The organism is Psychrobacillus sp. BL-248-WT-3 (assembly GCF_012843435.1).
Taxonomy (GTDB): Bacteria; Bacillota; Bacilli; order Bacillales_A; family Planococcaceae; genus Psychrobacillus.
The window spans coordinates 1-26,135 of sequence record NZ_JABAFC010000023.1; the positions used below are offsets into that span (position 1 = coordinate 1).

General features: G+C 36.7%; 30 protein-coding genes, 1 pseudogene and 1 riboswitch. Of the genes and pseudogenes, 26 read left to right on the top strand and 5 right to left on the bottom strand.

What is annotated here, in order from left to right:
- Nucleotides 1–1,114: 1,114 nt before the first annotated feature.
- Nucleotides 1,115–1,664, bottom strand: a pseudogene (locus HF876_RS12165) (cupin domain-containing protein).
- Nucleotides 1,665–1,897: 233 nt separating this feature from the next.
- Here HF876_RS12165 and HF876_RS12170 point away from each other — a divergent pair.
- The 10 genes from HF876_RS12170 (at nt 1,898) to rsmI (ending at nt 9,001) form a co-directional block, all read left to right on the top strand.
- A complete protein-coding gene (locus HF876_RS12170; protein ID WP_169360332.1) occupies nt 1,898–3,319 on the top strand; it encodes an aminotransferase class I/II-fold pyridoxal phosphate-dependent enzyme in 1,422 nt (473 codons plus the stop codon).
- Between the two features lie 2 nt (nt 3,320–3,321).
- Nucleotides 3,322–3,963, top strand: a complete 642-nt coding sequence (gene tmk / locus HF876_RS12175) for a dTMP kinase (protein WP_169360333.1) — start codon at nt 3,322–3,324, stop codon at nt 3,961–3,963.
- A 49-nt stretch (nt 3,964–4,012) separates the two neighbouring features.
- Nucleotides 4,013–4,342 (top strand): cyclic-di-AMP receptor, encoded by a 330-nt coding sequence (locus HF876_RS12180; protein WP_142643831.1) that lies wholly within the window; start codon nt 4,013–4,015, stop codon nt 4,340–4,342.
- A 24-nt stretch (nt 4,343–4,366) separates the two neighbouring features.
- A complete protein-coding gene (locus tag HF876_RS12185; protein WP_169360334.1) occupies nt 4,367–4,807 on the top strand; it encodes a YaaR family protein in 441 nt (146 codons plus the stop codon).
- Between the two features lie 58 nt (nt 4,808–4,865).
- Nucleotides 4,866–5,882 (top strand): AAA family ATPase, encoded by a 1,017-nt coding sequence (locus HF876_RS12190; protein WP_481900290.1) that lies wholly within the window; start codon nt 4,866–4,868, stop codon nt 5,880–5,882.
- On the top strand, nt 5,875–6,690 hold the full coding sequence (locus tag HF876_RS12195) for a PSP1 domain-containing protein (RefSeq protein WP_169360335.1): 816 nt from the start codon (nt 5,875–5,877) through the stop codon (nt 6,688–6,690). Before HF876_RS12190 ends, HF876_RS12195 begins: the two co-directional genes overlap by 8 nt.
- Nucleotides 6,691–6,714: 24 nt before the next feature.
- Nucleotides 6,715–7,071 (top strand): DNA replication initiation control protein YabA, encoded by a 357-nt coding sequence (gene yabA, locus HF876_RS12200; RefSeq protein WP_169360336.1) that lies wholly within the window; start codon nt 6,715–6,717, stop codon nt 7,069–7,071.
- A gap of 62 nt (nt 7,072–7,133) precedes the next feature.
- On the top strand, nt 7,134–7,880 hold the full coding sequence (locus HF876_RS12205; RefSeq protein WP_169360337.1) for a tRNA1(Val) (adenine(37)-N6)-methyltransferase: 747 nt from the start codon (nt 7,134–7,136) through the stop codon (nt 7,878–7,880).
- Complete coding sequence (locus HF876_RS12210) at nt 7,867–8,157, top strand: GIY-YIG nuclease family protein (RefSeq protein ID WP_169360338.1); 291 nt, start codon at nt 7,867–7,869, stop codon at nt 8,155–8,157. Before HF876_RS12205 ends, HF876_RS12210 begins: the two co-directional genes overlap by 14 nt.
- Nucleotides 8,129–9,001 (top strand): 16S rRNA (cytidine(1402)-2'-O)-methyltransferase, encoded by an 873-nt coding sequence (rsmI, locus tag HF876_RS12215; RefSeq protein ID WP_169360339.1) that lies wholly within the window; start codon nt 8,129–8,131, stop codon nt 8,999–9,001. Before HF876_RS12210 ends, rsmI begins: the two co-directional genes overlap by 29 nt.
- Before the next feature lie 120 nt (nt 9,002–9,121).
- Here the strand turns inward: rsmI and HF876_RS12220 are convergent, their stop codons facing one another.
- Nucleotides 9,122–9,397, bottom strand: a complete 276-nt coding sequence (locus tag HF876_RS12220; protein WP_144541581.1) for an AbrB/MazE/SpoVT family DNA-binding domain-containing protein — start codon at nt 9,395–9,397, stop codon at nt 9,122–9,124.
- 334 nt (nt 9,398–9,731) lie between these two features.
- Between HF876_RS12220 and metG the strand changes: the two genes are divergently transcribed.
- Nucleotides 9,732–11,705 carry a methionine--tRNA ligase gene (gene metG / locus HF876_RS12225; RefSeq protein WP_169360340.1) on the top strand — a complete coding sequence of 658 codons (1,974 nt, stop codon included), beginning with the start codon at nt 9,732–9,734 and terminating at the stop codon, nt 11,703–11,705.
- A gap of 562 nt (nt 11,706–12,267) precedes the next feature.
- On the opposite strand, the gene HF876_RS12230 is transcribed toward metG, so the two are convergent.
- From HF876_RS12230 to HF876_RS12240, 3 genes are all read right to left on the bottom strand, one after another.
- Nucleotides 12,268–12,483: a spore coat protein gene (locus tag HF876_RS12230; RefSeq protein WP_205964094.1), complete on the bottom strand. Its 216-nt coding sequence runs from the start codon at nt 12,481–12,483 to the stop codon at nt 12,268–12,270.
- A 216-nt stretch (nt 12,484–12,699) separates the two neighbouring features.
- On the bottom strand, nt 12,700–13,122 hold the full coding sequence (locus HF876_RS12235) for a spore coat protein (protein WP_169360341.1): 423 nt from the start codon (nt 13,120–13,122) through the stop codon (nt 12,700–12,702).
- Nucleotides 13,123–13,153: 31 nt separating this feature from the next.
- Nucleotides 13,154–13,687: a spore coat protein gene (locus tag HF876_RS12240; RefSeq protein ID WP_169360342.1), complete on the bottom strand. Its 534-nt coding sequence runs from the start codon at nt 13,685–13,687 to the stop codon at nt 13,154–13,156.
- A 619-nt stretch (nt 13,688–14,306) separates the two neighbouring features.
- Here HF876_RS12240 and HF876_RS12245 point away from each other — a divergent pair.
- The 15 genes from HF876_RS12245 to HF876_RS12315 all read left to right on the top strand — a co-directional run bounded on the left by HF876_RS12245 (nt 14,307) and on the right by HF876_RS12315 (nt 25,993).
- Nucleotides 14,307–15,077: a TatD family hydrolase gene (locus tag HF876_RS12245; protein ID WP_169360343.1), complete on the top strand. Its 771-nt coding sequence runs from the start codon at nt 14,307–14,309 to the stop codon at nt 15,075–15,077.
- A 122-nt stretch (nt 15,078–15,199) separates the two neighbouring features.
- On the top strand, nt 15,200–16,417 hold the full coding sequence (locus HF876_RS12250) for a G5 and 3D domain-containing protein (protein ID WP_169360344.1): 1,218 nt from the start codon (nt 15,200–15,202) through the stop codon (nt 16,415–16,417).
- Between the two features lie 168 nt (nt 16,418–16,585).
- Nucleotides 16,586–17,155: a ribonuclease M5 gene (gene rnmV, locus HF876_RS12255; protein WP_169360345.1), complete on the top strand. Its 570-nt coding sequence runs from the start codon at nt 16,586–16,588 to the stop codon at nt 17,153–17,155.
- Nucleotides 17,152–18,033 (top strand): 16S rRNA (adenine(1518)-N(6)/adenine(1519)-N(6))-dimethyltransferase RsmA, encoded by an 882-nt coding sequence (gene rsmA, locus HF876_RS12260; protein WP_169360346.1) that lies wholly within the window; start codon nt 17,152–17,154, stop codon nt 18,031–18,033. The genes rnmV and rsmA overlap by 4 nt, the downstream gene beginning before the upstream one ends.
- Nucleotides 18,034–18,185: 152 nt before the next feature.
- The gene (gene veg, locus HF876_RS12265) at nt 18,186–18,449 is read left to right on the top strand and encodes a biofilm formation stimulator Veg (protein ID WP_144541541.1); all 264 of its coding nucleotides are present in this window, start codon (nt 18,186–18,188) and stop codon (nt 18,447–18,449) included.
- Between the two features lie 131 nt (nt 18,450–18,580).
- Entirely contained in the window at nt 18,581–18,757 is a 177-nt protein-coding gene (locus tag HF876_RS12270; protein ID WP_144541539.1) for a small, acid-soluble spore protein, alpha/beta type, read from the top strand.
- Nucleotides 18,758–18,970: 213 nt separating this feature from the next.
- Nucleotides 18,971–19,837: a 4-(cytidine 5'-diphospho)-2-C-methyl-D-erythritol kinase gene (gene ispE / locus HF876_RS12275; RefSeq protein WP_169360347.1), complete on the top strand. Its 867-nt coding sequence runs from the start codon at nt 18,971–18,973 to the stop codon at nt 19,835–19,837.
- A 57-nt stretch (nt 19,838–19,894) separates the two neighbouring features.
- The gene (gene purR, locus HF876_RS12280; protein WP_169360385.1) at nt 19,895–20,746 is read left to right on the top strand and encodes a pur operon repressor; all 852 of its coding nucleotides are present in this window, start codon (nt 19,895–19,897) and stop codon (nt 20,744–20,746) included.
- A complete protein-coding gene (locus HF876_RS12285) occupies nt 20,724–21,095 on the top strand; it encodes a RidA family protein (RefSeq protein WP_169360348.1) in 372 nt (123 codons plus the stop codon). Before purR ends, HF876_RS12285 begins: the two co-directional genes overlap by 23 nt.
- 286 nt (nt 21,096–21,381) lie before the next feature.
- The gene (gene spoVG, locus HF876_RS12290) at nt 21,382–21,669 is read left to right on the top strand and encodes a septation regulator SpoVG (protein ID WP_169360349.1); all 288 of its coding nucleotides are present in this window, start codon (nt 21,382–21,384) and stop codon (nt 21,667–21,669) included.
- A gap of 93 nt (nt 21,670–21,762) precedes the next feature.
- Nucleotides 21,763–21,861: riboswitch (guanidine-I (ykkC/yxkD leader) on the top strand.
- 62 nt (nt 21,862–21,923) lie between these two features.
- On the top strand, nt 21,924–22,265 hold the full coding sequence (locus HF876_RS12295) for a DMT family transporter (protein ID WP_169360350.1): 342 nt from the start codon (nt 21,924–21,926) through the stop codon (nt 22,263–22,265).
- Nucleotides 22,265–22,579: a DMT family transporter gene (locus HF876_RS12300; protein WP_169360351.1), complete on the top strand. Its 315-nt coding sequence runs from the start codon at nt 22,265–22,267 to the stop codon at nt 22,577–22,579. Before HF876_RS12295 ends, HF876_RS12300 begins: the two co-directional genes overlap by 1 nt.
- 364 nt (nt 22,580–22,943) lie before the next feature.
- The gene (glmU, locus tag HF876_RS12305; RefSeq protein ID WP_169360352.1) at nt 22,944–24,314 is read left to right on the top strand and encodes a bifunctional UDP-N-acetylglucosamine diphosphorylase/glucosamine-1-phosphate N-acetyltransferase GlmU; all 1,371 of its coding nucleotides are present in this window, start codon (nt 22,944–22,946) and stop codon (nt 24,312–24,314) included.
- A 25-nt stretch (nt 24,315–24,339) separates the two neighbouring features.
- Nucleotides 24,340–25,299: a ribose-phosphate diphosphokinase gene (locus HF876_RS12310; RefSeq protein ID WP_169360353.1), complete on the top strand. Its 960-nt coding sequence runs from the start codon at nt 24,340–24,342 to the stop codon at nt 25,297–25,299.
- A gap of 79 nt (nt 25,300–25,378) precedes the next feature.
- A complete protein-coding gene (locus HF876_RS12315; RefSeq protein WP_169360354.1) occupies nt 25,379–25,993 on the top strand; it encodes a 50S ribosomal protein L25/general stress protein Ctc in 615 nt (204 codons plus the stop codon).
- The last annotated feature ends 142 nt before the right edge of the window (nt 25,994–26,135 follow it).

Below are 26,135 nucleotides of genomic sequence, written 5' to 3' on the forward strand. Positions count from 1 at the left end.
TGTCTTTTACAGAAAAAGCCGAAGGCACTCTCTCCCTAAGGAAGTGAGCGAGAAGCCGGAGGGGCAAAGAGTTCGAGAAAGCAAGGAAGAGAGGCTCGGAGCGTATGGCATACGCGAGAACCGAACGACTGCGGCTGACGAAGAAATCTGCCGCCCATCTGGTTTCGCAGCCGCCGATGGTAGTTGGAGGGTCGCCCCTGCAAGAGTAGGACGTCGCTGGGCACCAAAAAAAGTCATCACCGAGTAATCGGTGATGACTTTTTTGTTTTGTTTAAAATGAAAAAAAAGCCGAAGGCACTCTCTCTCTAAGCAAGTGGGCGAGAAGCCGGAGGGGCAAAGAGTTCGAGAAAGCAAGGAAGAGAGGATCGGAGCGTATGGCATACGCGAGAACCGAACGACTGCGGCTGACGAAGAAATCTGCCGCCCATCTGGTTTCGCAGCCGCCGATGGTAGTTGGAGGGTCGCCCCTGCAAGAGTAGGACGTCGCTGGGCACCAAAGGAAGTCGTTACCGAGTAATCGGTGGCGGCTTTTTTGTTTTGTCTTTTACAGGAAAAAGCGAAGAGACAAAGGGTTCGAGGGAGCAAGGAAGAATGTTATAATAAGAATCAATACAAAAAGGTCAACCAATTTGGGCTGACCTTTAAATACGAACGGCTTAGACTAGTTGTGCCAATGAATTTGTGGGTAAATGGGAAAATATTTTTGTTAGGAGGTATCTCATGGAACTCATTAATATTGTTGTCGGATTTATAGTATGTATTTGTATTGGGTCTGTATTGAATATACTACTTAAAACAACTCAAAAAAGAGATTGGCTAATTACATTCTTAATAAGTTTAGTATTATCAATAGCAATAGTGCCTTTGTTAGGTTAACGATTACGGCTATTTTATGGAACTAACACCGTAATTTTTAGCCAAAAAAATTCACTTAAAACCCACTAGGAAAAGTAGAGAGGCAGAAGTTATTTGTTTCGTGCATTTTCAAATCGACTTTTATCTTTAACATAGCCTTAAAACAAAAATCAATCTCCCGCTAAGTAAGTGTGAAAAAACATAAAAGAGACATGGGAATAGTCCATGTCATCTTGTCTGCAACTCATTATGTTAAGAATTAACTTTCAGTAGTTTTGTTACAGCTCGCAGGTGGACCAATAAATGTGGAAGGGACTACTGGTGCAATTGCTTTTTCCCCAAAGAGTTTCATCTAAACAATACGTCTGGGCCATAACATTTGCTGGAGTCAACTTCAGGATATCTGATCCGAGTATTACTTCGGGTGTTGGTGCATTAAAAATGGCTAGTAGATGTGTATGTTTCTCTGTAGCTACTTCATAATGCCACCATCCTTGAGGTACATTTGCTACTTGGCCAGGTGAAAGCGGAAAATGTTGCATTTGCTTGGTAAAAGGATTCAATAATGAGACGGTTAATGCACCAGAAATACAATAGACAAGCTCGGCAGCATTTTGGTGGTAATGGGGCTCAATCACATTGTTTGGACTAAGAAAAATATCAAGTAAAGATACATTGTCTAGTGTGTTTAATTGCTGAATCCCTAAAACATTAATAAAGTTTTGGCTATCTTTTTTAAACAAGGTACTTGTGTTCACATCAAAAGTGAATTGAGCGGATGGGGAGGTGTAGTCAAACGGGAAAACCATAGAGCAACTCCTTTCTATATCGTCATTGCTATACATTCTCCGCATAATATGTGTGAATCCAATTTGTTGTGCAGTAGGAGCTATATTCATACAATAAAATAATTTCCCGGAAAATAAATATTTAATAAAGTTCTGCCCTTTCTGTCCAAAAATAGGTGCAAACCATCTATCCTTATCTCATGTCTTATTTCATGTATAATAGAAAGATAATAAAGTTTGGTGAGGTATAAGAAATGCATGAAAAACGACCTTTAGTAGAAGCGCTTGAAAAATTTCATAGTCAAAAGAATATCTCCTTTCATGTACCAGGACATAAACATGGGGTGTTATCCAATCTTCCTGAGGTTATTAAGGACGCCTTATCCTATGACCTTACAGAACTTAAAGGCTTAGATGACTTACATCATCCAGAAGAAGCGATTAAAGAAGCGGAAGAATTGTTAGCCTCTACATACGGGGCAAAAAAAAGTTATTTTCTTGTCAATGGAACGACTGTTGGGAATTTAGCTATGCTATATACAACATGCCAGTATGGAGAACAGTTAATAGTACAGAGGAATGCTCACAAGTCAATTTTTCATGCAATCGAGCTAGTAGGTGTTGAACCTATCTTTGTCACACCAGAATGGGATTCTCGCACAAAGACAACAACCTTTGTTTCTGCCAACACCATTAAAAGCGCAATAGAAGAGTTTCCTTTAGTAAAAGGTGTTCTACTCACTTACCCAACTTACTATGGAATGGCTTCTAATGAAATAAAAGAGATTATCGATTATTGCCATACAAAAGGTATTCCAGTTCTAGTAGACGAAGCACATGGGGCACATTTTAAGGCAAACAGCGGTTTTCCATTATCTGCTCTTGATTACGGTGCAGATATAGTAGTACAATCTGCACACAAAACATTACCATCTATGACAATGGGTTCGTACTTACATATGAATTCTTCTATTATAAAAGTTTCTCAAGTAAACAAGTATTTAAGGATGCTTCAATCAAGCAGTCCTTCTTATTTATTAATGGCATCCTTAGATGATGCAAGAAGCTATGTACAAAGATACAATGAAATGGATTTCAAACAGTTATTATATAAAAGAGATTTGTTCATTCAGGCACTCCAAACGATTAAGCTAGTGGAAGTAATAGAAGTAAATGATCCACTGAAATTACTAATACGTGTTGGGAGCTATTCTGGTTTTCAAGTTCAACAGGCTTTAGAAGCACAACATGTATATGCGGAGCTTGCGGATACTTATCAGGTACTAATAATTCTTCCTTTGCTAAAAAAGGACCAAGACTACCCTTTTGCAGAAGTAAGAAAACGAATTAAAATGGCCGTAGATGAGCTTAAAAAAGAAACACCGATAATTCCTAAAGATATAAGAAATAAATCGTTTAAATCTGTTTCTACGATTGAAATGAATATGAGCCTCTTAAATGAGAAAAAAGGCGAGTGGGTTCCCTATGTTCGCTCCATAGGAAGAATAGCTAAAGGAATACTCATTCCGTATCCACCGGGAGTACCATTGTTCATTCCAGGAGAAAAGATTACGATTTCTATGTTAACTGAACTGGAGGAATGGATTGATAAAGGAGCTACCTTCCAGGGGGATCATAGACTCGATGAAAAGCTAATTTATGTTGTGGAGGATTAATAGTGCAAAAAAAAGGGTATTTTATAACAAGCGAGGGTCCAGAAGGTGCAGGCAAGACAACTGTCATGCAATTACTTGGAAAAAGATTAATGGAAGAGGGCTTTGAAGTCGTGATGACAAGAGAGCCTGGAGGCATTAATATCTCGGAGAAAATAAGAGGAATAATTTTAGATAACGAGCATACAATGATGGATAGCCGTACGGAGGCATTATTATATGCTGCAGCAAGGAGACAGCATTTAGTTGAAAAAGTTTTGCCTGCTCTAGAAGCTGGTAAAATTGTTATTTGTGATCGTTTTATTGATAGTTCGCTTGCATATCAAGGACATGCAAGAGGAATAGGGGTAGAAGAAATATTAGCAATCAATCAATTTGCAATTGGACAGACTATGCCCGACCGCACGATTCTTTTTGATATAGAACCTAGTGTTGGGTTAGAAAGAATTAATGCACATAGCAGTAGAGAAAAAAACAGGCTAGATGTGGAGAGTCTTCAATTTCATGAAAAGGTTAGAGAAGGCTACCTTAACTTAGTAAAACAATATCCAGACAGAATTAAAGTAATAGATGCTTCTCAAAAGCTCGAAGAAGTATTAGAAGATACCTATAAAGTAGTAAAAATGGAATTAGAAATTTTTAGGTAATTAATGCTATAATAAAATAAACAGAATAGAAAAGTGGGAGTGAGTAGCGATGAAATTAATAGTAGCCGTAGTGCAGGACCAAGATAGTAACAGATTGTCAAATGCGTTAACGAAAGCAAAGTTTCGTGCAACAAAACTTGCTAGTACAGGTGGGTTTTTAAGATCTGGAAATACTACGTTTCTGATCGGTACAGATGACTCCTTAGTATCTTCTGCGTTAGAATTAATAAGAGACAATTGTAGAGCACGTGAACAGATGGTAGCCCCAGTTTCACCTATGGGAGGAAATGCTGATTCTTACATTCCGTACCCAGTGGAAGTAGAGGTAGGAGGAGCTACAGTATTTGTTCTTCCAATTGAACAATTCCATCATTTTTAATAATGAAGGAAAGGATCGAAAAATTTGAAGATAAATCAAGATGTACGAGTAGGGATAGATAAGATACGCAAGGATACTATGCAGAACAATATTCAATCTGCAAAGTTTGGGCAAATGATTACAAAGCAGGATCAGCGGATGCAAACCGAAGCCTTAACGAAACTGTTAGGAGATATTACGACAGCAGGAGATCGTTTAGCAAGGTCTAGAAATCTACGTGATATGGCTAAGTTTAAAATGCTGATTAAAAAGTTTCTAGAGGAAGCTGTAGATTTTGGAATGGGATTAAAGCAATCTCATACATGGAATCGATTTGGTGAAGGAAGAAAGTTAAAAATCGTAGAGACTATAGATGAAAAATTGGTAGAGCTAGCAGAAGAAATTCTGAGCCAAGAAAAAAGCTCTATAGAATTACTAGATAAAATAGGCGAAATTAAAGGATTACTTATTAATCTATATACGTAATGTTCCCGTGTTATCGCACCGTGCGAGACACGGGATTTTTTAGAGAGGTGGAACCACTATGAGCATGGAAGAAGAATGGTCCATTCAAGGAATAGAAAAAATACAACCTACTGCTATTAAACAAATCCAATCTATAGTAGCCAAAAATCGTATTGGACATGCCTACATTATTGAAGGTGCTAATGGTACAGGGAAAACGAAAGTTATGCAATTTTTTGTACAGCTTATGTTTTGCGAAAATTCGACAGAAAATGTTCCATGTGAAACATGTCGAAACTGTAAAAGATTAAAATCATCTAATCATTTGAACATTACTCAACTGGAACCAGATGGTCAAAATATAAAAAGAAATCAAATAGATGAATTAATACATGAGATGAGCAAAACCTCTATTGAAAGAGGAAGAAAGGTTTATGTAATACATGAAGCAGATCGATTGAACACAAGCTCCTCTAATACATTACTTAAATTTTTAGAGGAGCCTCAGAGCGAAATTACTGCCATTCTATTGACCGATAAGATGCATGCCTTATTACCAACAATACGGTCCAGATGTCAGCATATAGGCTTAGCCACCATGCCACAGGGAGTATTAAAAAAGAAGTTAATGGAAGAGGGAATTACTGATTCAATGGCTTCTACAGTTAGTAGAATGACGAATCAAGTAGAAGAAGCTCTAATTTTAGCGAAAGACGAGCAATTTGGACTTGCAAGGAAATCAGTGATAAAATTGGTGGAAGCAAGTGAAAAAAGTGTTCAGGATGCGCTTATGTGCATACATGAAGATTTTGGTCCCTTGCTAAAAGAAAAGGAAAGTGCAGAACAAGTATTAGATTTACTACTATTTGCTTATCGTGATATAGTAGCTATAAAAGCAACTCCACTCGCAGTTTGTACCTATCCAGATATGATTTCATTCTGGAAACAGATAGCATTACAAAAGACGTATGAGCAATTGTCTAAACAGTTAGAATTGATTTTAGATGCAAAGCAAAATTTGCATAGAAATATGAACCGGACACTGATGATGGAGCAGCTGATGCTTAACCTGCAGGAGGGGTATAGTTTTGTATAATGTTGTAGGAGTCCGCTTTAAGAAAGCGGGTAAAATATATTATTTTGATCCAGTAGACTACGCTTTAGAGAAAGATGACTATGTAATTGTTGAAACTGCTCGTGGCGTAGAATATGGGAAAGTCGTCGTACCTATTAAACAAGTAGGAGAAAACGATGTCGTTTTACCGTTGAAGCAAGTAGTCCGTCCTTCTACTGAGAAGGACAAAATCCAAGTGGAAGAAAATCGTTTAGAATCGGCCCAGGCATTAGCATTGGGAACCGAAAAAATATTACAAAGAGAATTAGAGATGAAGCTTGTAGACGTTGAATATACATTCGACCGAAACAAAATTATCTTCTATTTCACGGCGGAGGGTCGAGTAGACTTTCGTGACTTAGTAAAGGATCTTGCTTCTGTATTTAGAACTCGTATTGAACTCAGACAAATAGGGGTGCGAGATGAGGCAAAAATGCTTGGTGGTATTGGTCCTTGTGGAAGAATGCTTTGCTGTTCAACCTTTTTAGGTGATTTTGAGCCAGTATCTATTAAGATGGCAAAAGATCAAAACCTATCATTGAATCCTTCTAAGATTTCCGGATTGTGCGGACGTCTAATGTGCTGCTTAAAGTATGAAAATGACGAATATGAGGCTGCAAGAGAGCAAATGCCTGACATTGGTGATAAAATTGAGACACCAGATGGATTCGGAAAAGTGGTCAGCATGAATATTTTAGAGAGAATTTTACGTATTGAGTTAAGTGATCCACTTCGTATATTAGACTATACGTTAGATGAGGTTGTAAACTATGCTAAAAATCCAGTATAATGGACGGGGCAATGAGGTGAATAGGTGATGGACCGTAATTTTTTTGATACAATTATAGAATTTGAAAAACAGTTAGAGTCCACGCAGCTCCAATTTCGCGCTTTGAAAGAATTTGTAGCGATTATGATAGAAGAACGTCAAGCGTTACAAGAAGAGAACAATCATTTAAGACAAAGACTTGATGAAATACATGGAAAAGAAGTAATGGACGAAAAGATACGAGAAAAACGATTAAACAAGGCAGATATAGGTGAAGGCTATGATAACCTAGCAAGGCTTTATCAGGAAGGTTACCATGTATGTCATGTTCATTTCGGAAGCGCTCGGAAGGAAGAAGATTGTTTATTTTGCTTATCTTTTTTAAATAAACAAAATGTCTAATCAATTGACTGATGCCACTCCATAGGTGGGTGTCAGTCTTTTGTTTTATGGAGGTTTAAGTTATGGAGCAATGGCTAAAGGATGATGAAAGGCTAGACTATTTATTGGCAGAGGATTTAAGAATTATACAAAGCCCTTCTGTTTTCTCCTTTTCCTTAGATGCAGTTTTATTAGCAAGATTTACATATGTCCCTTTTAAAAGAGGAAAAATGGTAGATCTATGTACGGGAAATGGAGCTATTCCTCTTTTCCTAAGTGCACGATCACAAGCTGAAATAGTGGGGATTGAATTGCAGGAAAGGTTAGCTGATATGGCAACGAGAAGTGTCGAGTATAACAAGCTAACAGAACAAATTCATATTATGCAAGATAATGTTATAGGTATAGCAAGTAAAATTGGAACTGAAAAATATGATGTGGTAACCTGTAATCCTCCTTATTTTCCAGCACATGAAGCAAGTGACAAAAATCTCAAGGAACATCTAGCTATTGCAAGGCATGAGATACATCTTACCTTGGAAGAAGCGGTGCAATCAGCGAGTGAGCTACTCAAACAGGGAGGGAAAGCGGCATTTGTGCATCGCCCTGGTAGGTTGTTAGATATTGTCACCTCTATGCGAGCCAACCGACTAGAGCCAAAACGTATTCGGTTTGTTTATCCCAAAAAAGGTAAGGAAGCTAATACATTATTGATCGAGGCTATTAAGGATGGAAAACCAGATTTGAAAATTTTACCTCCTCTTTATGTGTACGGAGAAGATGGACAATACACAGATGAGGTTAAAGAGATGCTGTATGGAGACAAATAAAGAGCATACTTTTTATGTATTACAATGTAATGACGGCTCCTACTATGCTGGTTATACAAATGATTTGTTTAAGCGTATCAAGGTTCATAATGAAGGAAAAGGAGCAAAGTACACGAGGGCAAGACTCCCAGTTAAGTGTATTTATAAGGAAATTTTTGAGTCAAAACAAGAGGCAATGCAGGCAGAATATGCTTTTAAGCAACTTACAAGAAAACAAAAAATAGCTCATATGAGAGGTGAGTCAGCAAATGAATTCACAAAAATCAACAGAACATGAAAACAGTAGTTGTTTGTATTTAGTAGCTACCCCAATAGGTAACCTAGAGGATATGACTATGCGTGCTATTCGTATTTTGAAGGAAGTCGACTATATAGCAGCAGAAGATACTAGGAATACGAAGAAGTTATGTAACTATTTTGAGATATCTACTCCCTTAACAAGCTATCATGACCATAACCAGCTAGCTGGTGGAGAGAAAATATTAGAAATATTGAGGGATGGGAAACAAGTTGCATTGGTAAGTGATGCTGGTCTACCGTGCATCTCAGATCCAGGAGCGGATATTGCTGCAAAAGCAATAGCAGAAGGATTTGCAGTGGTACCCGTTCCAGGAGCAAATGCTGCTATAAGTGCTCTAATAGCCTCAGGAATGATTACGCAACCGTTCTTTTTTTACGGATTCCTTAGCAGAAATAAGAAGGAAAGAAAAGCGGAAATTACAACACTAGAAAAGAGACAAGAAACAATTCTATTATATGAGTCTCCTCACCGTCTGAAGGAATCTTTAAAAGATATGCAAGCAATTATGGATGGAACACGTCAAATTGTATTAGCGAGAGAGCTTACAAAGAAATTTGAGGAATTTTTAAGAGGTACAATAGACGAAGCGGTCGAATGGGCAGAAACAAATGAAATTCGTGGTGAATTTTGTATAGTGCTTGCTGGCAATGAAGCTAAAGAAGAAATAGAAGAAGCTTGGTGGAAAGATTTAAGCATTGAAGAACATGTCGAGCATTTAATACAGGAAAAGCAACTGAAATCAAAGGATGCGATTAAAGAAGTTTCCATTCAACGAGGGTTACCTAAAAGAGAGGTTTACCAAAGTTATCACGTAGAATAGCGAAATTTCCCTAGCTATGAAATCGATTGAGTAGGGGATCGATTCTTATATAACCTCATGGCATATTTTAAAGTTCAAAGGTTAAAAAAAACATCCGTCTGCACGGATGTTTTTTAGTTCTTATTTTAAGCTGCTTTGAATTTCTTTAATTAATTGTTCTGCACCTTCTGGGCTTAAAATTAATTTGCCCCCAACAAGACGAAGATTTTCATCTGATACTTCACCAGTAACTGCACAAGTCATGTTTGGCATATATTTTTTTAAGATGATTTTATCATCGTCAACATATATTTCAAGCGCATCTTTTTCTGCTATACCTAGTGTACGACGAAGTTCAATAGGAATAACAACGCGTCCTAACTCATCAACTTTACGAACTATACCTGTAGATTTCATTATTAAAGTTTCTCCTCTCAAGAGTGTATATTTTTCGCCAAAATTCGACATTAACCTCTTTTATGTACTTAATCATACCAAGTACTACCATATTGGTCAATAATTATTCTTCTGATTTTATTAGAATGGATGATAAAAATATGACTATGTTTACATAATATACCTAATAAAAATAATTATTATATCATTCTTAGGAATAATCTTGCTATTAATGGAAATAATGTAAGTCATAAAGAAAATTCGACAAAATTGCTTCAGAGGTATAGATTGAAACAACTACCCCATTTCGATAGAATAAAGTATATAGAAGATTCAGCATTGGAGGCAATTAGCATTGAGCGCACAAGATAAAACATTTTATATTACGACCCCTATTTACTATCCAAGTGGTAAATTCCATATTGGAACAGCTTATACAACGGTAGCTTCCGATGCAATGGCACGCTATAAACGATTAAGAGGCTATGACGTTCGCTTTTTAACTGGGATGGACGAGCATGGTCAAAAAATACAGGAAAAAGCGCAAGAAGCGGGGATGGAGCCACAAGCATATGTGGACGAAATTGCATTAGCTGCTAAGAAAACTTGGGCAACTATGGATATATCTTATGACGATTTTATACAAACAACAGAAAGCCGTCATACAGAAGCAGTAGAAAAAATCTTTCAAACCTTCCTAGACAAAGGAGATATATACAAAGGAGAATATGAGGGGTCCTACTGTACGCCATGTGAGTCCTTCTTCACAGAAACTCAATTGGATGAAGGAAATTGTCCGGATTGTGGTAGACCAGTTCACAAGGTAAAAGAAGAATCGTATTTCTTCAATATGAAGAAGTATGCGGGACGTTTATTGGAATACTATGAAAACAATGTAGAGTTTATAGAACCGGAATCCAGAAAAAATGAGATGATCAATAACTTCATCAAGCCAGGTCTAGAAGATTTATCTGTATCGAGAACTTCCTTTGACTGGGGAATTCGTGTTCCTGGAGATGCAAAGCATGTCATATATGTATGGGTAGATGCTTTAACAAACTATATAACGTCATTAGGCTATATGTCAGATGACGATACCCTTTTTAAAAGATATTGGCCAGCAGATGTACATGTGGTAGGGAAGGATATAGTTCGTTTCCATACGATTTATTGGCCGATTTTCTTAATGGCTTTAGATTTACCTCTTCCGAAAAAAGTGTTTGCACATGGATTTATCATGATGAAAGACGGTAAAATGTCAAAATCAAAAGGAAATGTTGTATATCCAGAGATGCTAGTGGAGCGTTATGGACTTGATGCGACACGTTATTTCCTACTTCGTGAGCTTCCATTTGGACAAGATGGTGTATTTTCACCGGAATCTTTTGTAGAACGCACGAATTTTGACCTTGCCAATGATCTTGGGAATCTTTTAAATAGAACAGTCTCGATGATCAACAAATACTTTGATGGTAATATTCCTGTTAACCAAGGAGAAGCGACAGAATTTGATGCAACTTTACATCAATTTGCTAAAGAAGCAATAGAAAAATATGAAGTCAATATGGAGAAAATGCAGTTTAGCCTTGTATTAGGAGATTTATGGTCTCTTGTGTCTCGTACAAACAAATATATTGATGAGACTCAGCCATGGGTTCTAGCAAAAGATGAAGCAAAAAAAGGGCAACTTGCTAGTGTTATGATTAACTTAGCGGAAAGTCTTCGTCAGATTGCTACCTTAATCCAACCATTTATGCCAAATAGCCCAAAAGAAATTATGGAGCAGTTAGGCTTAACTGACGCTCAGCTACAATGGGAGAAACTTGGTGATTTTAATGTCATCCCTGAGGGTACACAAGTTATTAGTACAGGAGTGCCAATTTTCCCTCGTTTAGACGTAGATATAGAAGTAGCTTTTATACGTGAGCAAATGCGCGGTTCTGTCAAAACTCTACAAGAAGAGGTGGAGGAAGAAGCAGAGGAAGAGCAAGAGCAAGAGCAATCAGAGGAAATTTCTATTGATGACTTCTTTAAAGTTGATTTAAGAGTAGCAACAGTATTGGAATGTGAAGCTATTCCTAAAGCAGACAAATTATTAAAATTACAATTAGACTTGGGGTATGAAAAACGTCAGGTTGTCTCAGGAATAGCAAAGCATTATAAACCAGAGGAGCTAGTAGGGAAAAAAGTAATTGTAGTAGCTAATTTGAAACCGGTAAAACTTCGTGGAGAACTTTCCCAAGGGATGATTTTAGCTGGTGAAAAAGATGGATACTTAACTCTAGCAACTGTTGATGAAAAACTAGAAAATGGTGCACAAGTAAAATAATAAGCCAATTAAAACTGTCGCGTGAGCGGCAGTTTTTTTATAAATAAAAAAGGCTATGTTAAAGGTTAGGGTTGATTTATAATGCAAAGAAATCTTAGAACAGAGAGTAGAATTGATTTTTCGCCCCAGCCGGACGCTTTCCTCGGGGTGAGCGATAAGCCATTACCCATCGCTTACGCGCGTGGTTGTGATCAAAGCTAAAAACTGTCACCAACCCCAATTTCATCAGAAAGTTCTATTGTTTATGTTTACAGTCACTATAAAAAAGAATGGTTAGTCAAAATCAACCAATAACTTTAACAAAGCTATAAAAAATTAAACGCCTATAACATAGGCGTTTAAATATGTTTCCTAAAATAGTATTGGCAGTATAACTTGTATATTAATGTTGAAACATACAGTGGGATGAGCAGGCAGACAAGCCTTCACAACAGTGTAATCCTATAGAACCTTTCCTGCTCTTCTCATTCACTGCTTCCACCATAGCGGAAATTAAAGACATGTTACTCTAATTAATACATCTTAAAATTATTTGTCAATTACTAATAAGCAACGTTGTTTTTCAGTCATCATTCTTTTTTTCGGATGTCGGATCAATAAATTGGTCCACTTGTAAGGTTAGTTCTTCCACTAGTTCTTTGAGTAATTGCTTTTGCTCAGTGGATAATTTTCCTTTAACATCATCAAGATCTACGCCATTTTTACGTAGTGTATCACTCACTATTAAATCAATGACCTTATTAGGAATTGCATTTGCTTTTTTGGGTATCTCGCTCACGTCTTTCACTCCTTCTCTAATATCATTCGTATTATTATATGCAACTATAATTTAAGAGGAGCGTGGAATCTTTTACGTTTTCAAACCCAACGAATAGACCGTCTCAACAATAACCTTAATTGGAGGTTAATTAGAAAATATTTTAAAAGTGACTCGCTCAAACCAAATTTGAAGCGCACTTACTCAAATTAAATATTTCTAAATTGATTCGATATATTATAAAATATCTAACTTAGCTACTAAAGATACAAGAACTTGAAGCATAGCCTGAATGTTTACTGCTAGATCTGTGTCTGTAGTTGTAACTTTTACATTTTTGGATCCCTCAATAATAGTTTTTTGGACATTTTGTTGTTTAGTTTTTATAAACTGCTTCATGTCTTGGGCAACAGCTCTAGCTTGATCTGTATCTCCTAAAGTAATGGTGATAACTGCAGCAATAGCTGCTTGAATTCCTAGTTGTAAGGACAATGCTGCTTGTGTGTCTGTTGTTTGGATGTCTACGCCTTCTGAATTCTTTACAACAATCCACTCATATGATTGTTGCTTAGTAGATACTACTTGTGCTCCATTTTGCTGTACATCCGCATTATTATGATCATTGTCATCGCAATGATCTAATGCTTTCCATTTATTCATATTTTCACCTCTTTTCTTCTTTTTAAAAAATTTAAAGAACGTCTAGTTTAACAACTAATGAAACTAATACTTGAAGCATAGCCTGAATGTTCACGGCTAAATCTGTATCGGTAGTCACGATATTAACGTCTTTTGAGTTATAAATAATGATTTTTTGCTTATTGGATTGTTCATCATTAAACTTTTGGAATATATCTTGTGCAATAGCTTGACCCTGATTAGAATCACCAATTGCAATACTTACTACTAGAGCAATTGCAAGTTGTAGTCCAATTTGAAGAGACACGGATGCTTGAGTATCAGTTGTTTGAACTGTTACGTTACAGGAATCCTTAATCCAAATTAGTTCATCGGATTCTTGGTCTACAGATATCAATTGATCGCCTTCCTCAACAACAGCTGCCTCACTAAAATCATTATCATGATGATCACTAAGTTCATGATCATTCTGATAATGATGGTTTTTTAGCTCGCTATCTTTGGCATCAAGGCTGCTACATAGTTGGCAGTCTCTTACTGGTTGATAACTAGTGTCACTATATCGTTTACTTTGTGGTTGACTCATTCTAAAATCTCCTTTCCTATTTTCTAGCTTGGTTATAAGAAATGAATCCTTTCAACCTCACTTCTGTATCATATGAACAAGATATTTATTGACATAGTTTGTTTGACTATTAAAAAGACTATGTTTTTTATGCTTAATTATTTTGTGAACGTATAATTGCTGTGATAATCTTGACGATTCGAGCAAACTAAATAATCTTGCCTATAGAAAAATAAGCAAGATTAATTAGATTTAAAGAAAATGGGTGAATAAATTTTTATTATCAACTAAACCGAGCAATTATTATCAAACATAGGTGGGTTAATTACATAATACCTATTATGAAGTGAAGGGGGAGGCGGTGACTCTAGGGGTATGATTGAGACAGTTGAACCATCCCAAACATACGCAAGTGACGGTTTACTTAACCCTGCGAAAAGCATATAAATGTCATTATTTTTATCAAATTGTTCAAGTTCTTACAAATTAATTATGAAAATGATTCAGGAAATTTATTGTTTTATCGTATGAAATTAATCAAAAAATTTGAAAATGTGACTCATTTAATGTAATTGTAATAATATTGTGATGTATGTAAATTAAAAAGATTGTAAAATAAATATCAGATAGGAGAATGTATATGCTAATAGATACACATGTCCATTTAAACGCAGATCAATATGATGAAGACCTTCAGGAAGTAATTGATAGAGCCTTAGAGGCAAATGTTCAGAAGATGGTCGTAATTGGTTTTGATCGGAAAACAATTGAACGTGCAATGGAGTTAGCAGAAACATACCCGTTTATTTATGCCGTAATTGGATGGCATCCAGTGGATGCAATTGATTGTACGGAGGAAGATTTACAGTGGATCGAAGAGTTATCTGCACATGAGAAAGTAGTAGGTATTGGTGAAACAGGGCTAGACTATTATTGGGATAAGTCCCCTAAAGAAATTCAACAGACTATTTTCCGCAAGCAAATACGCTTAGCGCAAAAGGTTAACTTGCCAATCATTATACATAATCGAGAAGCAACGGAAGACGTGATTAGGATTCTTCAAGAGGAGGAGGCTCATCTAACAGGGGGAATTATGCATTGCTTTGGGGGAAGTGTAGAAACAGCAAAACAATGTATTGATATGAACTTTATGATTTCACTTGGTGGACCAGTAACCTTTAAAAATGCGAAGAAACCTAAAGAAGTCGCAACAGAGATTCCATTAGAGCATTTATTAATCGAAACAGATGCTCCTTATTTGGCTCCACATCCTCATAGAGGTAAAAGAAATGAACCTGCACTTGTTGCACTTGTTGCAGAAGAAATTGCTCGATTAAAGGGTATTTCAGTGGAGGAAGTAGCAGAAGCTACAACAAGCAATGCTATGCGTTTTTTTCACATAGATGACTAACAAATGACCCTTATTTTTGTATAGTAAACCACCTTGAGGTAAAAATTGGATAAAAACCTAAAGTGTTGACAAGCTTAAAAGTACTCTATATAATCACACGAGTGAACAAGGAGGCGTTTTTCATGCAAAATAATACCATGAAAAACCTGTTCTTTCATTCATTGAGGAGCAAGAAAACACTAGTAACGATTGCATCTTTACTATTGTTTTTTGCAGTGGTTTCGTTCGTATTATACGAAGGAACAAAGAAAACTGTTGCTATAACAGTTAACGGAGAACAACAAGAAATAACAACACATGCCAATACCGTTGGAGAACTACTAGAAGAAAATAATCTAGTGGTCTCTAACGATGATTTTTTACATCCCTCAGTGAACACTTCAATCAAAAATAATCTTAAGATTGAGTGGGAGCAGGCAAGACAAATAGAAATCACAGTAGACGGTAAAATTCAAACTGTCCAGACTACTGATGATGTAGTATCAGAAATACTAGCAAAGGCAAATGTTGCTTATACAGAACATGATGCGATTACCCCTGCTGCAGATGCAGAGGTGGGACCCGATAATCGAATTGCAATTGAAAAGGCATATGAAGTCACGCTTATAGATGGCAAGGAAGAACAAAAATTATGGTCCACTTCGACTACGGTCGCTGACTTTTTAAAAAAACATAACATTTCATTAAATGAATTGGACCGTGTAGAACAGAAAATGGATGAACTTATACTTCCTAATTCTGAAATACAAATAGTGAGAGTAGAAAAGGTCACCGATGTAGTTGAGGAAGAAACAAACTTTGCAGTAGTGACAAAGAAAGATGATTCTCTGCTTAAGGGAAAAGAAAAAGTCGTTGAAACAGGTGAAAAAGGTTCTGTTGCGCGCACTTATGAGGTAGTTAAAGAAAACGGGGTAGAAGTTTCCCGTAACATAGTGAGTGAAAAAGTTACTAAAGAGCCTAAAAAGAAAGTTGTAGCAGTTGGAACTAAAGTAATGACTGCAAGTGCAAATGTATCTCGTGGAACTAAAACCTCGGCTGCCCCATCCAAGGGAAGCGAGTTTTATGTCACAGCTACAGCGTATACAGCTAACTGTAATGGGTGTACAGGTGTGACAGCAACTGGTATTAATTTAAAGTCTAATCCAGAGGTAAAAGTGATCGCTGTAGATCCTAGTGTTATTCCTCTGGGGTCTAAGGTATGGGTCGAAGGCTACGGTTATGCGGTGGCTGGAGATACTGGTGGTGCTATAAAAGGGAAAAAAATAGACTTATTTATGGCTTCCAAATCGCAAGCCTATGATTTCGGGCGTAAAAAAGTTCGTGTAAAAGTTTTAAAATAATACAAAAGGTATGTAAAGCAGGCGTAGATACAGTTATCGGGTAAACTACGTACTCGCTTTATACGACATTGTATATCATTTTTCGTATAGCTTTCCCTCTCGTTGATAGGGAGAGCTTTTTTGCGTTATGATAGAGGCTAGTATAGAAGTGGAAAAGAGGTAAAACGCTTGCGAATAAATGAAATAATCGTCGTAGAAGGAAAAGATGATACGACTGCTATAAAAAGAGCAGTTGAAGCTGATACTATAGAAACTAATGGTTCTGCCATATCAAAAGAAACACTTATCAAAATTCAGCACGCTCAAGATAAAAGAGGTGTCATTGTATTCACTGACCCAGATTACCCTGGCAGAAGAATTCGTGCCATTATAGAACAACAAATTCCTGGAGTGAAGCATGCTTTTTTATCAAAAGAAAAAACAATAGCGAAAAATGGTAAGGGACTAGGCATTGAACATGCTAAAGATGAAGATATTCGACAAGCTCTTAGTCATGTGTATACCCCTAAAACTGACATGGAAACTACTTTTCCTGCCATTCCACTAGAAGTGCTAATTGCAGGAAAGCTCATTGGACACCCGCATGCAAAAGACAGAAGGACACGACTTGGAGAGATATTAAAAATAGGCTATACCAATGGGAAGCAGCTACAAAAGAGACTAACTATATTTCAAATAAATAAGGAACAGCTGGAAGCAGCGATTCAGCAACTCGATTTGGAGGACAATACGAAATGACACAAAAAGATATAGCAACTCCTATACGCACACAGGAAATACTAAAAAAATATGGTTTTTCTTTTAAAAAGAGCTTAGGACAAAATTTCTTAATAGACCCTAATATTCTTAGAAATATCGTTAGTCATGCCAATTTAACAAGTGAATCAGCCGCAATTGAAATTGGCCCTGGAATAGGAGCTTTAACAGAACATCTAGCAAGAGAAGCTGGAAAAGTAATCGCTTTTGAAATAGATCAGCGCTTGTTGCCTGTGTTAGCAGATACACTCTCACCATATAACAACGTAGAAATCATTCACAAGGATATTCTTGAAGCGAATATGGTAGAAGTATTTGAGGAAAAGTTAACTGATTATAAAGATGTCATGGTTGTAGCTAATTTGCCATACTATGTAACAACCCCAATTTTGCTGAAGCTATTAATGGATCGTTTGCCTATACGGGGGATGGTTGTGATGATGCAGAAGGAGGTGGCTGATAGAATTACTGCTTCACCGGGGACCAAGGCTTATGGGTCTTTGTCAATTGCAATTCAGTATTATATGAAAGCCGAAGTAGCTATGACTGTTCCTAGGGCTGTCTTTATGCCACCGCCAAACGTAGACTCTGCGGTAATTAAGCTAACTCGCCATGAAACTCCGCCAGTACAAGTGATAGATGAGGATTTCTTATTTAAAGTTTCAAGAGGTTCTTTTGTGCAACGAAGAAAAACGATAATAAATAACCTACAATCTTCCCTTCCTAATGGGAAGGAAAAGAAGGAACTAATCATTCAAGCACTGGAGAAGGTAGGCGTATCACCCACACGTAGAGGAGAAACGCTGAGTATTGAAGAGTTTGGAAGGCTAGCAGATGAGTTGTATCCAAATTTCCATTAAATTTACTTGTTACAATATTAGTAATGTTAATAAATAAAGTAGTAAAAACGATTAATAAAAACGTTGACAAGAGTATGTGTAAGTTGATAAAATGTTTTGTTTGACAAAAAAATGGATATGTGTTAGGATTGAGTCAGTGAGGTGTAAGCGGAATGCCAAAAACTTTAGCTGATATTAAAAAGTCATTAGATCATCATTTAGGGAAACGTTTGCAATTAAAAGCAAACGGAGGTCGTAAGAAAACAATTGAACGTGCAGGGGTGTTAAGAGAAACCTATCATGCAGTGTTCGTAATCGATTTGGATCAAGATGAAAATTCTTTTGAACGGGTATCTTATAGTTACGCAGACATTTTGACAGAAGCAGTAGAAATCACTATTTATGATGAAGCAAATAATTCAATTGTAGTAAAATGATTGTTTAGAACTTTTATTTTTACGTTTTTATATGGCAAAAACTCCTATCCCATTTGAATGAGTGGATAGGAGTTTTTTTCTTTTAAATGCACATACTAACGTTGCTAGTTGTTTTGAGGAGGATTCACCATATGGCTAGAAGAGGGATTATGTCTAAGGAATTAAAAGAAGAGATTGCCAAGGATCTTGGATTTTATGATGTAGTCAAAACAGAAGGCTGGGGTGGGATTAAATCCCGAGACGCAGGTAATATGGTAAAACGTGCAATTGAAATGGCTGAACAACAAATGAACAACCAAAGTAAATAAACAAGATTACCTAAGTTCGATATCCAAAATATAATACAACTAGCAAAGAAAAGGCGATTATGCCTTTTCTTTTTTTATCACTTCTTCCATTCCATCATTCGTTTAATGGGGCACAGCCAATGCTTATACTTTTCTTATTGTTCTCATTTTTTTCAAAAAGGAAGGACTATGGTAAAATAGGGAACAGCATAAGTAGGAAAAGGAGCAGATGGGATGTACTATGTGAAAGCACCTGCTAAGATAAATTTAACACTTGATGTATTACATAAACGCCCTGATGGCTATCATGAGGTGGAAATGATTATGACCACTGTAGATTTAGCAGACCGCATCGGGCTAGAAATAAGAGAAGACGGAGCTATACATATTATTTCAGTCGATCGTTTTGTTCCAAATGATCATCGTAACCTTGCCTATCAAGCGGCAAAGATACTTAAAGAAATGTACAAGGTGAAGTCTGGCGTCTCTATTAAAATCGAAAAGAATATACCAGTTGCAGCAGGACTTGCAGGTGGCAGTAGTGACGCTGCGGCAACTTTAAAGGGGCTAAATGTTCTTTGGGGATTAAATCTCACTATAGACGAGCTAGCTCAAATAGGAACAAAAATAGGGTCAGACGTGGCATTTTGTGTATACGGTGGGACTGCATTGGCGACCGGGCGAGGAGAAAAAATCCAAGAGCTTCCGGCACCGGCCAACTGTTGGGTGATATTAGCTAAGCCAACGTTAGGGGTATCTACTGCAGATGTATATGGAAATTTAAAAATTGATCAAATAATTCACCCGAAAACAACAGCAATGGTAAATGCTATTAAGGATAAGGATTACGATTTGATGTGCAACTCACTTGGGAATGTTTTAGAAGATGTAACATTAAAACTATACCCTGAAGTTGCCAACCTAAAAGAGCAAATGCAACGCTTCGGAGCTGATGCTGTATTAATGAGTGGTAGTGGTCCAACTGTATTTGGACTTGTAAACCAAGAATCACGAGTACAGAGAATATATAACGGGCTCCGAGGTTTCTGTGATGAGGTATATGCCGTTAGGCTAATGGGAGATAGAGAACCACTTGCTTAAACACGTATAATTGTGGTAAGTTTTGTTTAAAATATTCGTGATTAGAGGTGGAAAATGATGAAATGGAAAAGAAGTGAACGGTTAGTGGACATGACTCAATATTTAATGGAGCATCCACATAAACTAATCCCTTTAACTTATTTTGCTGCTTTATATCAGTCTGCAAAATCTTCTATTAGTGAAGATTTAACGATAGTAAAAGAAACATTTGAAGAAAGAGGCAAAGGCATACTTGTGACTGTACCTGGTGCCACAGGGGGAGTTAAATTTATTCCTACTATGACAGACCAGGATGTTAAGAAAATAGCTCAGGAATTAATGGACCAACTCTCTAAAGCGGAACGTCTCTTACCAGGTGGTTATTTGTATATGACTGACCTTTTGGGTGAACCGATGCTAATGAACAAAATAGGGAAGGTATTTGCTTCTGCATTTGTCGATACAAAAATCGATGCTATTATGACAGTTGCGACAAAAGGTATTCCTATTGCTCATGCTATTGCAAGACACTTAAATGTTCCTGTAGTTGTAGTACGACGAGATAGTAAGGTAACAGAGGGACCTACTGTCAGCATAAATTATGTTTCTGGTTCAGCTAGAAGAATTCAAACAATGGTTCTTTCTAAAAGAAGTATGGAAAAAGGCCAGCGTGTGCTAATTACCGACGACTTTATGAAAGTTGGGGGAACCATCAATGGTATGAAAAGCTTACTTGAGGAGTTTAACTGTGAGCTTGCAGGCATAGCTGTCTTAGTGGAAGCTGAGCATACAGGGGAACAATTGGTTGAGAATTACTTGTCTTTATTAAAATTACATGAAGTAAATGAAAAAGACGGTACGATCGCTTTAACCGAGGGAAATTATTTCACGAGGGGTGGAAAATCAAATGAAAATAGTATCAACGAATAAGGCTCCAGCTGCAATAGGTCCATACGTCCAGGGTATGGTAGTTAACGGAATGTTTTACAGCTCAGGTCAAATACCATTAACGCCAACAGGAGAAGTAATTGATGGTTCTATTACGGAACAGACTGACCAAGTTTTCGCTAACTTAGAAGCTGTTCTAACTGAAGCTGGTTCTTCTTTGTCCAAGGTAGTAAAAACTCTTGTCTTTTTAAAAGATATGAACGATTTTGTTGAATTCAATGCTGCCTATGAAAAACATTTTGGTGATCACAAGCCTGCTCGTTCAGCTGTAGAGGTTGCTCGCTTACCTAAAGATGTAAAGGTAGAAATTGAAGTTATAGCAGTTATTTAAAGCTAAGGCACATGCTTTCTTCGGAAATTATGTGCTTTTTTAGATTTTCTTTAAGTATACTTTATTGTCACTCCCACAAGCATTTCATCGAACAATAAGGATACAAGAACCTCAAGTCATACTCCAAATACGTTTTGTAAAATCCCCTCGTCTTTTATACTATTTTTTAATAATTTTTTAATGTATATAATATTAAAAATATTCCAAAACAAAGCAGGAATTTTTAAATTTTTGTGGAATAGTAAGTTAATATAGATATTTGCAACTAGGGGGAAGGAGAGATTATATGGAAGTGACAGATGTGAGGTTGCGTAAAGTATTAACCGATGGGCGTATGAGGGCAATCGCTTCTATAACACTAGACAACGAGTTTGTAGTCCATGACATTAGAGTTATCGAAGGAAATGCAGGGTTATTTGTGGCTATGCCAAGTAAGCGAACACCAGAAGGGGAATTTCGAGATATAGCTCATCCTATAAATGTAGGCACACGATCTAAAATTCAGGATGCTGTGCTATATGCCTATCATTTAAGTGATGATGTAATAGCGGAAGTGGAAGAAGCGACTATATAAGACTAGCTTCAGTTGTAGTTAGCGTTCTAAAAAAGGCTATTAGAATCTTATACTTACTAACAGACAACGATATAATATCCATAATAAAATACTTTGAATGTTTTCTAGGGTTCCGCAACTGTCAATGTTGGTCTGGACCGAGAGAAAACTCACAGCATTGCTGTGTCACGGAAGGATAAAAGCCTGGGAGAAACTGTTTAATAGTTTCTCTCAGGCTTTTTTTTGAGAAAAATAATAATTGGAGGTTTTTTTAGATGGATAAAGCATGGATTAAAGTGTTCATTGCTGCAGTATTTGAGGTTTTTTGGGTTATTGGATTAAAGCATGCAGACGATTTTTGGACTTGGGCTGGAACAGTTATTGCTATCTTTATCAGTTTCTATTTAATGATTATGGCTGGTCGAGAACTTCCCGTAGGTACGGTTTATGCTGTTTTCGTTGGTATAGGTACAGCAGGAACTGTTTTTTCTGAGATTCTATTCTTTGACGAACCATTTCAAGTAGAAAAAGTACTTTTAATCGTACTATTACTTGCAGGAGTAATTGGGTTGAAATTAATTACAAAGGAAAAAGTTCAGGAAAGGAATGAATCTTAATGGCTTGGATTTCATTAATTTTAGCAGGGGTTTGTGAAATGTTCGGAGTGGCGATGATAAGTAAATTGCATAAAGATCGTAATTGGCAAGCGGCAGTACTCTTAATACTCGGATTTGGAGCAAGTTTTCTTCTTTTGGCTTATTCCATGAAAACTCTTCCCATGGGAACAGCGTATGCTATTTGGACAGGTATTGGAGCCTCTGGAGGAGCGATATTAGGGATGGTTTTATATGGAGAATCTAAAGACCCGAAACGACTAATTTTTATAGGAATGATTTTAGGAGCCGCTGTTGGTCTAAAACTCGTATCATAAGATGATTGAGTGTGATGATAAATCTTTAGGCTAAAGGTGGAATAAACTATTTATAGATGCCGCCTCCCTTCGCAAAAAAATATAATTTCACTATAATTTATTTAGCAAATGAGTCAATTTTATAAATTATCATCATTCTGGAAAAGTTACTACAATAAAGCATAAATCAATTATTAAAAAGCAGATATATGTCATAGTCAATCTAATCATTAAGATTTGTTATATAAAGATAAAGTATGATTTAACAAAAAAATATATATATTACTTGTTTTGTCATGTATTTGTCAAGAGATAATTCCTTGAAAAAAACCCTCTTTTCCTATATAGTCAAAAGAGGAAATTAGCCCACTGGAGGGAATATCAAATGACAAATACCTATGCAGTTGTTTTGGCAGCTGGTAAAGGCACTCGTATGAAATCTAGTCTATATAAAGTATTACATCCTGTGTGTGGAAAGCCAATGGTAGAGCATGTTATTGATAACATGGATCAGGTAGGGGTAGAAAAGATTGTGACTATTGTTGGTCATGGTGCTGAAATTGTACAAAGTAAGCTTGGGAGCAGAAGCGAATATGCTTTACAATCAGAGCAACTAGGTACGGCACACGCTGTTTTACAAGCAGAAGAAGTTCTTTCTAACCTGAAGGGAACAACTATTGTTGTGTGTGGCGATACTCCTCTAATAACTGCAGAAACTATTAAGGAATTGCTTAAGCATCACAAAGAAACAAATGCAAAAGCTACTATATTGACTGCAATAGCTGAAGATCCAACTGGTTATGGAAGAATTATTCGTACCGAGCAAGGGAACGTTAAGTCTATAGTAGAAGACAAAGATGCAAATTCAGAAGAGAAGCTTGTCAAAGAGATTAACTCTGGTACTTACTGCTTTGACAACGAAGCATTATTTAAATCATTAAAATTAGTAAAAAATGAAAATACCCAAGGTGAGTATTATTTACCTGATGTTATTGGGATTTTACAACAAGATGGAGAAGTTATTTCTGCATATGCAGCGAAAGACTTTGATGAAACTCTTGGAATTAATGATCGTGTTGCACTATCGCAAGCAGAACAAATTATGCGTGCTAGAATAGCCCATCACCATATGCGTGAAGGCGTAACTATTATAGACCCTCAAAGTACATATATAAGCAGTGAAGCAACAATTGGCTCTGACACTGTTCTACAGCCAGGAGTTATCATTGAGGGTAAGACAATTATCGGAGAAAAATGTACAATTGGCCCAAATAGCCACATAGTCTCTAGTGTCATTGGTGATGAAACAACTATTCACTCTTCTGTAGTATTATCAAGTGAAATTGGTAACCATACCTCAGTAGGCCCATTCGCACACATACGACCAGACTCGGAATTGGGTGACCAAGTTAAGATTGGTAACTTTGTGGAAGTGAAAAAATCAGTAGTTGGCAATGGAAGTAAAATCTCTCACCTAAGCTATATGGGCGATGCATCTATAGGAACTAATGTGAATATTGGTTGCGGAGCTATTACGGTTAATTACGACGGTAAAAATAAATTTGTAACAACTATTGAAGACGATGCATTTGTTGGATGTAATTCTAATCTCATTGCACCTGTAACAATCGGTAAAAAGGGATATATAGCAGCAGGATCTACGATTACTAAGGATGTTCCAGGTGAAGCACTTGCTATTGGTCGTGCTCGACAAGAAAACAAAGAAGGCTACGTAAACAAACTCAATCTAAAATAACCAATTACTATTCAGGAGGATTATCATGACTCATCGATATGAAAATGCCAAACTAAAAATATTTACTCTTAATTCGAATAAGAAATTAGCAGAAGAAATTGCAAAAGAGGTTGGAGTTCCGCTAGGGAAAAGTACTGTAACAAGATTTAGCGATGGCGAAGTCCAAATTAATATCGAAGAGAGCATACGTGGATGTGATGTATTTATCGTTCAATCCACTTCAGGTCCTGTAAACGAAAATATAATGGAATTATTAATCATGTTAGATGCAGTTAAACGTGCTTCTGCTCGTACCGTAAGTGTTGTATTACCTTATTACGGATATGCTCGACAAGACAGAAAAGCTCGTGCTCGTGAACCGATCACAGCTAAGCTAGTAGCTAACCTGCTAACTTCTGCTGGAGCAACTCGCGCAATTGTTTTAGACTTGCATGCACCACAAATCCAAGGTTTCTTCGATATTCCAATCGATCATTTAGTAGCTGTGCCTATCTTATCTGACTACTTCTTAACGAAAAACCTAGATCCTTCTCAAATTGTTATTGTTTCACCTGACCATGGTGGAGTTACTCGTGCACGTAAAATGGCAGACCGTTTGAAAGCGCCAATTGCTATTATTGATAAACGACGTCCACGCCCTAATGTTGCAGAAGTAATGAACATAGTTGGTAATGTAGAAGGAAAAACGGCAATTTTAATCGACGATATTATTGATACTGCGGGAACTATATCGATTGCTGCTGCGGCCTTAATGGAAAGCGGTGCAAAAGAAGTGTATGCATGTTGTACACACCCAGTGCTATCGGGGCCAGCAATTGAACGTATAGATAACTCTGTTATTAAAGAATTGGTTATTACAAACTCTATTCAATTACCAGAAGATAAGCACTCACCAAAAATTAAAGAACTATCAGTTGCAAAATTATTAGGTGATGCAATTGTTCGTGTATTTGAAGAAAAATCTGTAAGTACTTTGTTTGATTAATCTCATAGATGTTTGAATCATCCTCCCGAAGGGTATCTTATCTTTAGTTACCAATTACATCGGGAGGATGATTTTATTTATGGCTACAATTATTAAAGCACAAAAGAGAGAACATAAAAACAATACCAAGCTAAGAAATAGTGGGTACATACCGGCAGTTGTATATGGTTTTGAAACAGAGTCTCAACCAATTGCGGTAGATGAAAAAGATTTAATAAAAACATTACGTGAAGTTGGTAGAAATGGCGTAATGAAAATTGATGTAGAAGGTCAATCTCTAAACGTTGTATTGAATGATTATCAAATGAATATATTAAAGGCTCAAATGATTCATGCGGACTTTCTCGCGATTAATATGAAGGAAGAATTAGAAGTAAGTGTAACAGTTAACACAACTGGAACTTCTGTAGGTGTCTCAGAGGGTGGATTACTTCAACAGCCAAACAGAGAACTTACTGTTATTGTAAAACCTTCCGATATTCCAGATTCTATAGAAGTAGATGTAACTAATATCGCTATCGGTGATACGCTAACAGTTGGAGACGTTCGTGAAAAGGTAGATTATAAAATAGTCGAAGATGACGACTATACTTTAGTAACTGTATCTGCTCCAAGAGTTGAGACAGAATCGGATACTGAAACAGAAGCTGAGGCAGATGCCGAAGGAACAGAAGAAGCATCCTCAGAGGAATAAAGTAATAGGGTGAGTCCCTACTAAAATTATGCAAGCAATCCTAAAGGCGAGAATGATGTTTAATCGACATTCTCGTCTTTAGTTATGCACCGATACAATTATTAGTTTAGGAACTGGGTTCCATTCTTTTGCTTTAAAAGAA

What these genes read in the sequence shown, in the direction of transcription:
- rsmI (WP_169360339.1), top strand. Translation starts at nt 8,129, where the DNA reads ATGAATTCACAAAAATCAACAGAACATGAAAACAGTAGTTGTTTGTAT.
- HF876_RS12180 (WP_142643831.1), top strand. Translation starts at nt 4,013, where the DNA reads ATGAAATTAATAGTAGCCGTAGTGCAGGACCAAGATAGTAACAGATTG.
- HF876_RS12170 (WP_169360332.1), top strand. Translation starts at nt 1,898, where the DNA reads ATGCATGAAAAACGACCTTTAGTAGAAGCGCTTGAAAAATTTCATAGT.
- HF876_RS12235 (WP_169360341.1), bottom strand. Translation starts at nt 13,122, where the DNA reads ATGAATAAATGGAAAGCATTAGATCATTGCGATGACAATGATCATAAT.
- purR (WP_169360385.1), top strand. Translation starts at nt 19,895, where the DNA reads ATGAAATGGAAAAGAAGTGAACGGTTAGTGGACATGACTCAATATTTA.
- HF876_RS12300 (WP_169360351.1), top strand. Translation starts at nt 22,265, where the DNA reads ATGGCTTGGATTTCATTAATTTTAGCAGGGGTTTGTGAAATGTTCGGA.
- HF876_RS12240 (WP_169360342.1), bottom strand. Translation starts at nt 13,687, where the DNA reads ATGAGTCAACCACAAAGTAAACGATATAGTGACACTAGTTATCAACCA.
- HF876_RS12190 (WP_481900290.1), top strand. Translation starts at nt 4,866, where the DNA reads ATGAGCATGGAAGAAGAATGGTCCATTCAAGGAATAGAAAAAATACAA.
- glmU (WP_169360352.1), top strand. Translation starts at nt 22,944, where the DNA reads ATGACAAATACCTATGCAGTTGTTTTGGCAGCTGGTAAAGGCACTCGT.
- HF876_RS12220 (WP_144541581.1), bottom strand. Translation starts at nt 9,397, where the DNA reads ATGAAATCTACAGGTATAGTTCGTAAAGTTGATGAGTTAGGACGCGTT.
- HF876_RS12210 (WP_169360338.1), top strand. Translation starts at nt 7,867, where the DNA reads ATGGAGACAAATAAAGAGCATACTTTTTATGTATTACAATGTAATGAC.
- ispE (WP_169360347.1), top strand. Translation starts at nt 18,971, where the DNA reads ATGTACTATGTGAAAGCACCTGCTAAGATAAATTTAACACTTGATGTA.
- spoVG (WP_169360349.1), top strand. Translation starts at nt 21,382, where the DNA reads ATGGAAGTGACAGATGTGAGGTTGCGTAAAGTATTAACCGATGGGCGT.
- HF876_RS12315 (WP_169360354.1), top strand. Translation starts at nt 25,379, where the DNA reads ATGGCTACAATTATTAAAGCACAAAAGAGAGAACATAAAAACAATACC.
- rsmA (WP_169360346.1), top strand. Translation starts at nt 17,152, where the DNA reads ATGACACAAAAAGATATAGCAACTCCTATACGCACACAGGAAATACTA.
- HF876_RS12245 (WP_169360343.1), top strand. Translation starts at nt 14,307, where the DNA reads ATGCTAATAGATACACATGTCCATTTAAACGCAGATCAATATGATGAA.
- HF876_RS12285 (WP_169360348.1), top strand. Translation starts at nt 20,724, where the DNA reads ATGAAAATAGTATCAACGAATAAGGCTCCAGCTGCAATAGGTCCATAC.
- veg (WP_144541541.1), top strand. Translation starts at nt 18,186, where the DNA reads ATGCCAAAAACTTTAGCTGATATTAAAAAGTCATTAGATCATCATTTA.
- HF876_RS12295 (WP_169360350.1), top strand. Translation starts at nt 21,924, where the DNA reads ATGGATAAAGCATGGATTAAAGTGTTCATTGCTGCAGTATTTGAGGTT.
- HF876_RS12250 (WP_169360344.1), top strand. Translation starts at nt 15,200, where the DNA reads ATGCAAAATAATACCATGAAAAACCTGTTCTTTCATTCATTGAGGAGC.
- HF876_RS12270 (WP_144541539.1), top strand. Translation starts at nt 18,581, where the DNA reads ATGGCTAGAAGAGGGATTATGTCTAAGGAATTAAAAGAAGAGATTGCC.
- HF876_RS12205 (WP_169360337.1), top strand. Translation starts at nt 7,134, where the DNA reads ATGGAGCAATGGCTAAAGGATGATGAAAGGCTAGACTATTTATTGGCA.
- HF876_RS12310 (WP_169360353.1), top strand. Translation starts at nt 24,340, where the DNA reads ATGACTCATCGATATGAAAATGCCAAACTAAAAATATTTACTCTTAAT.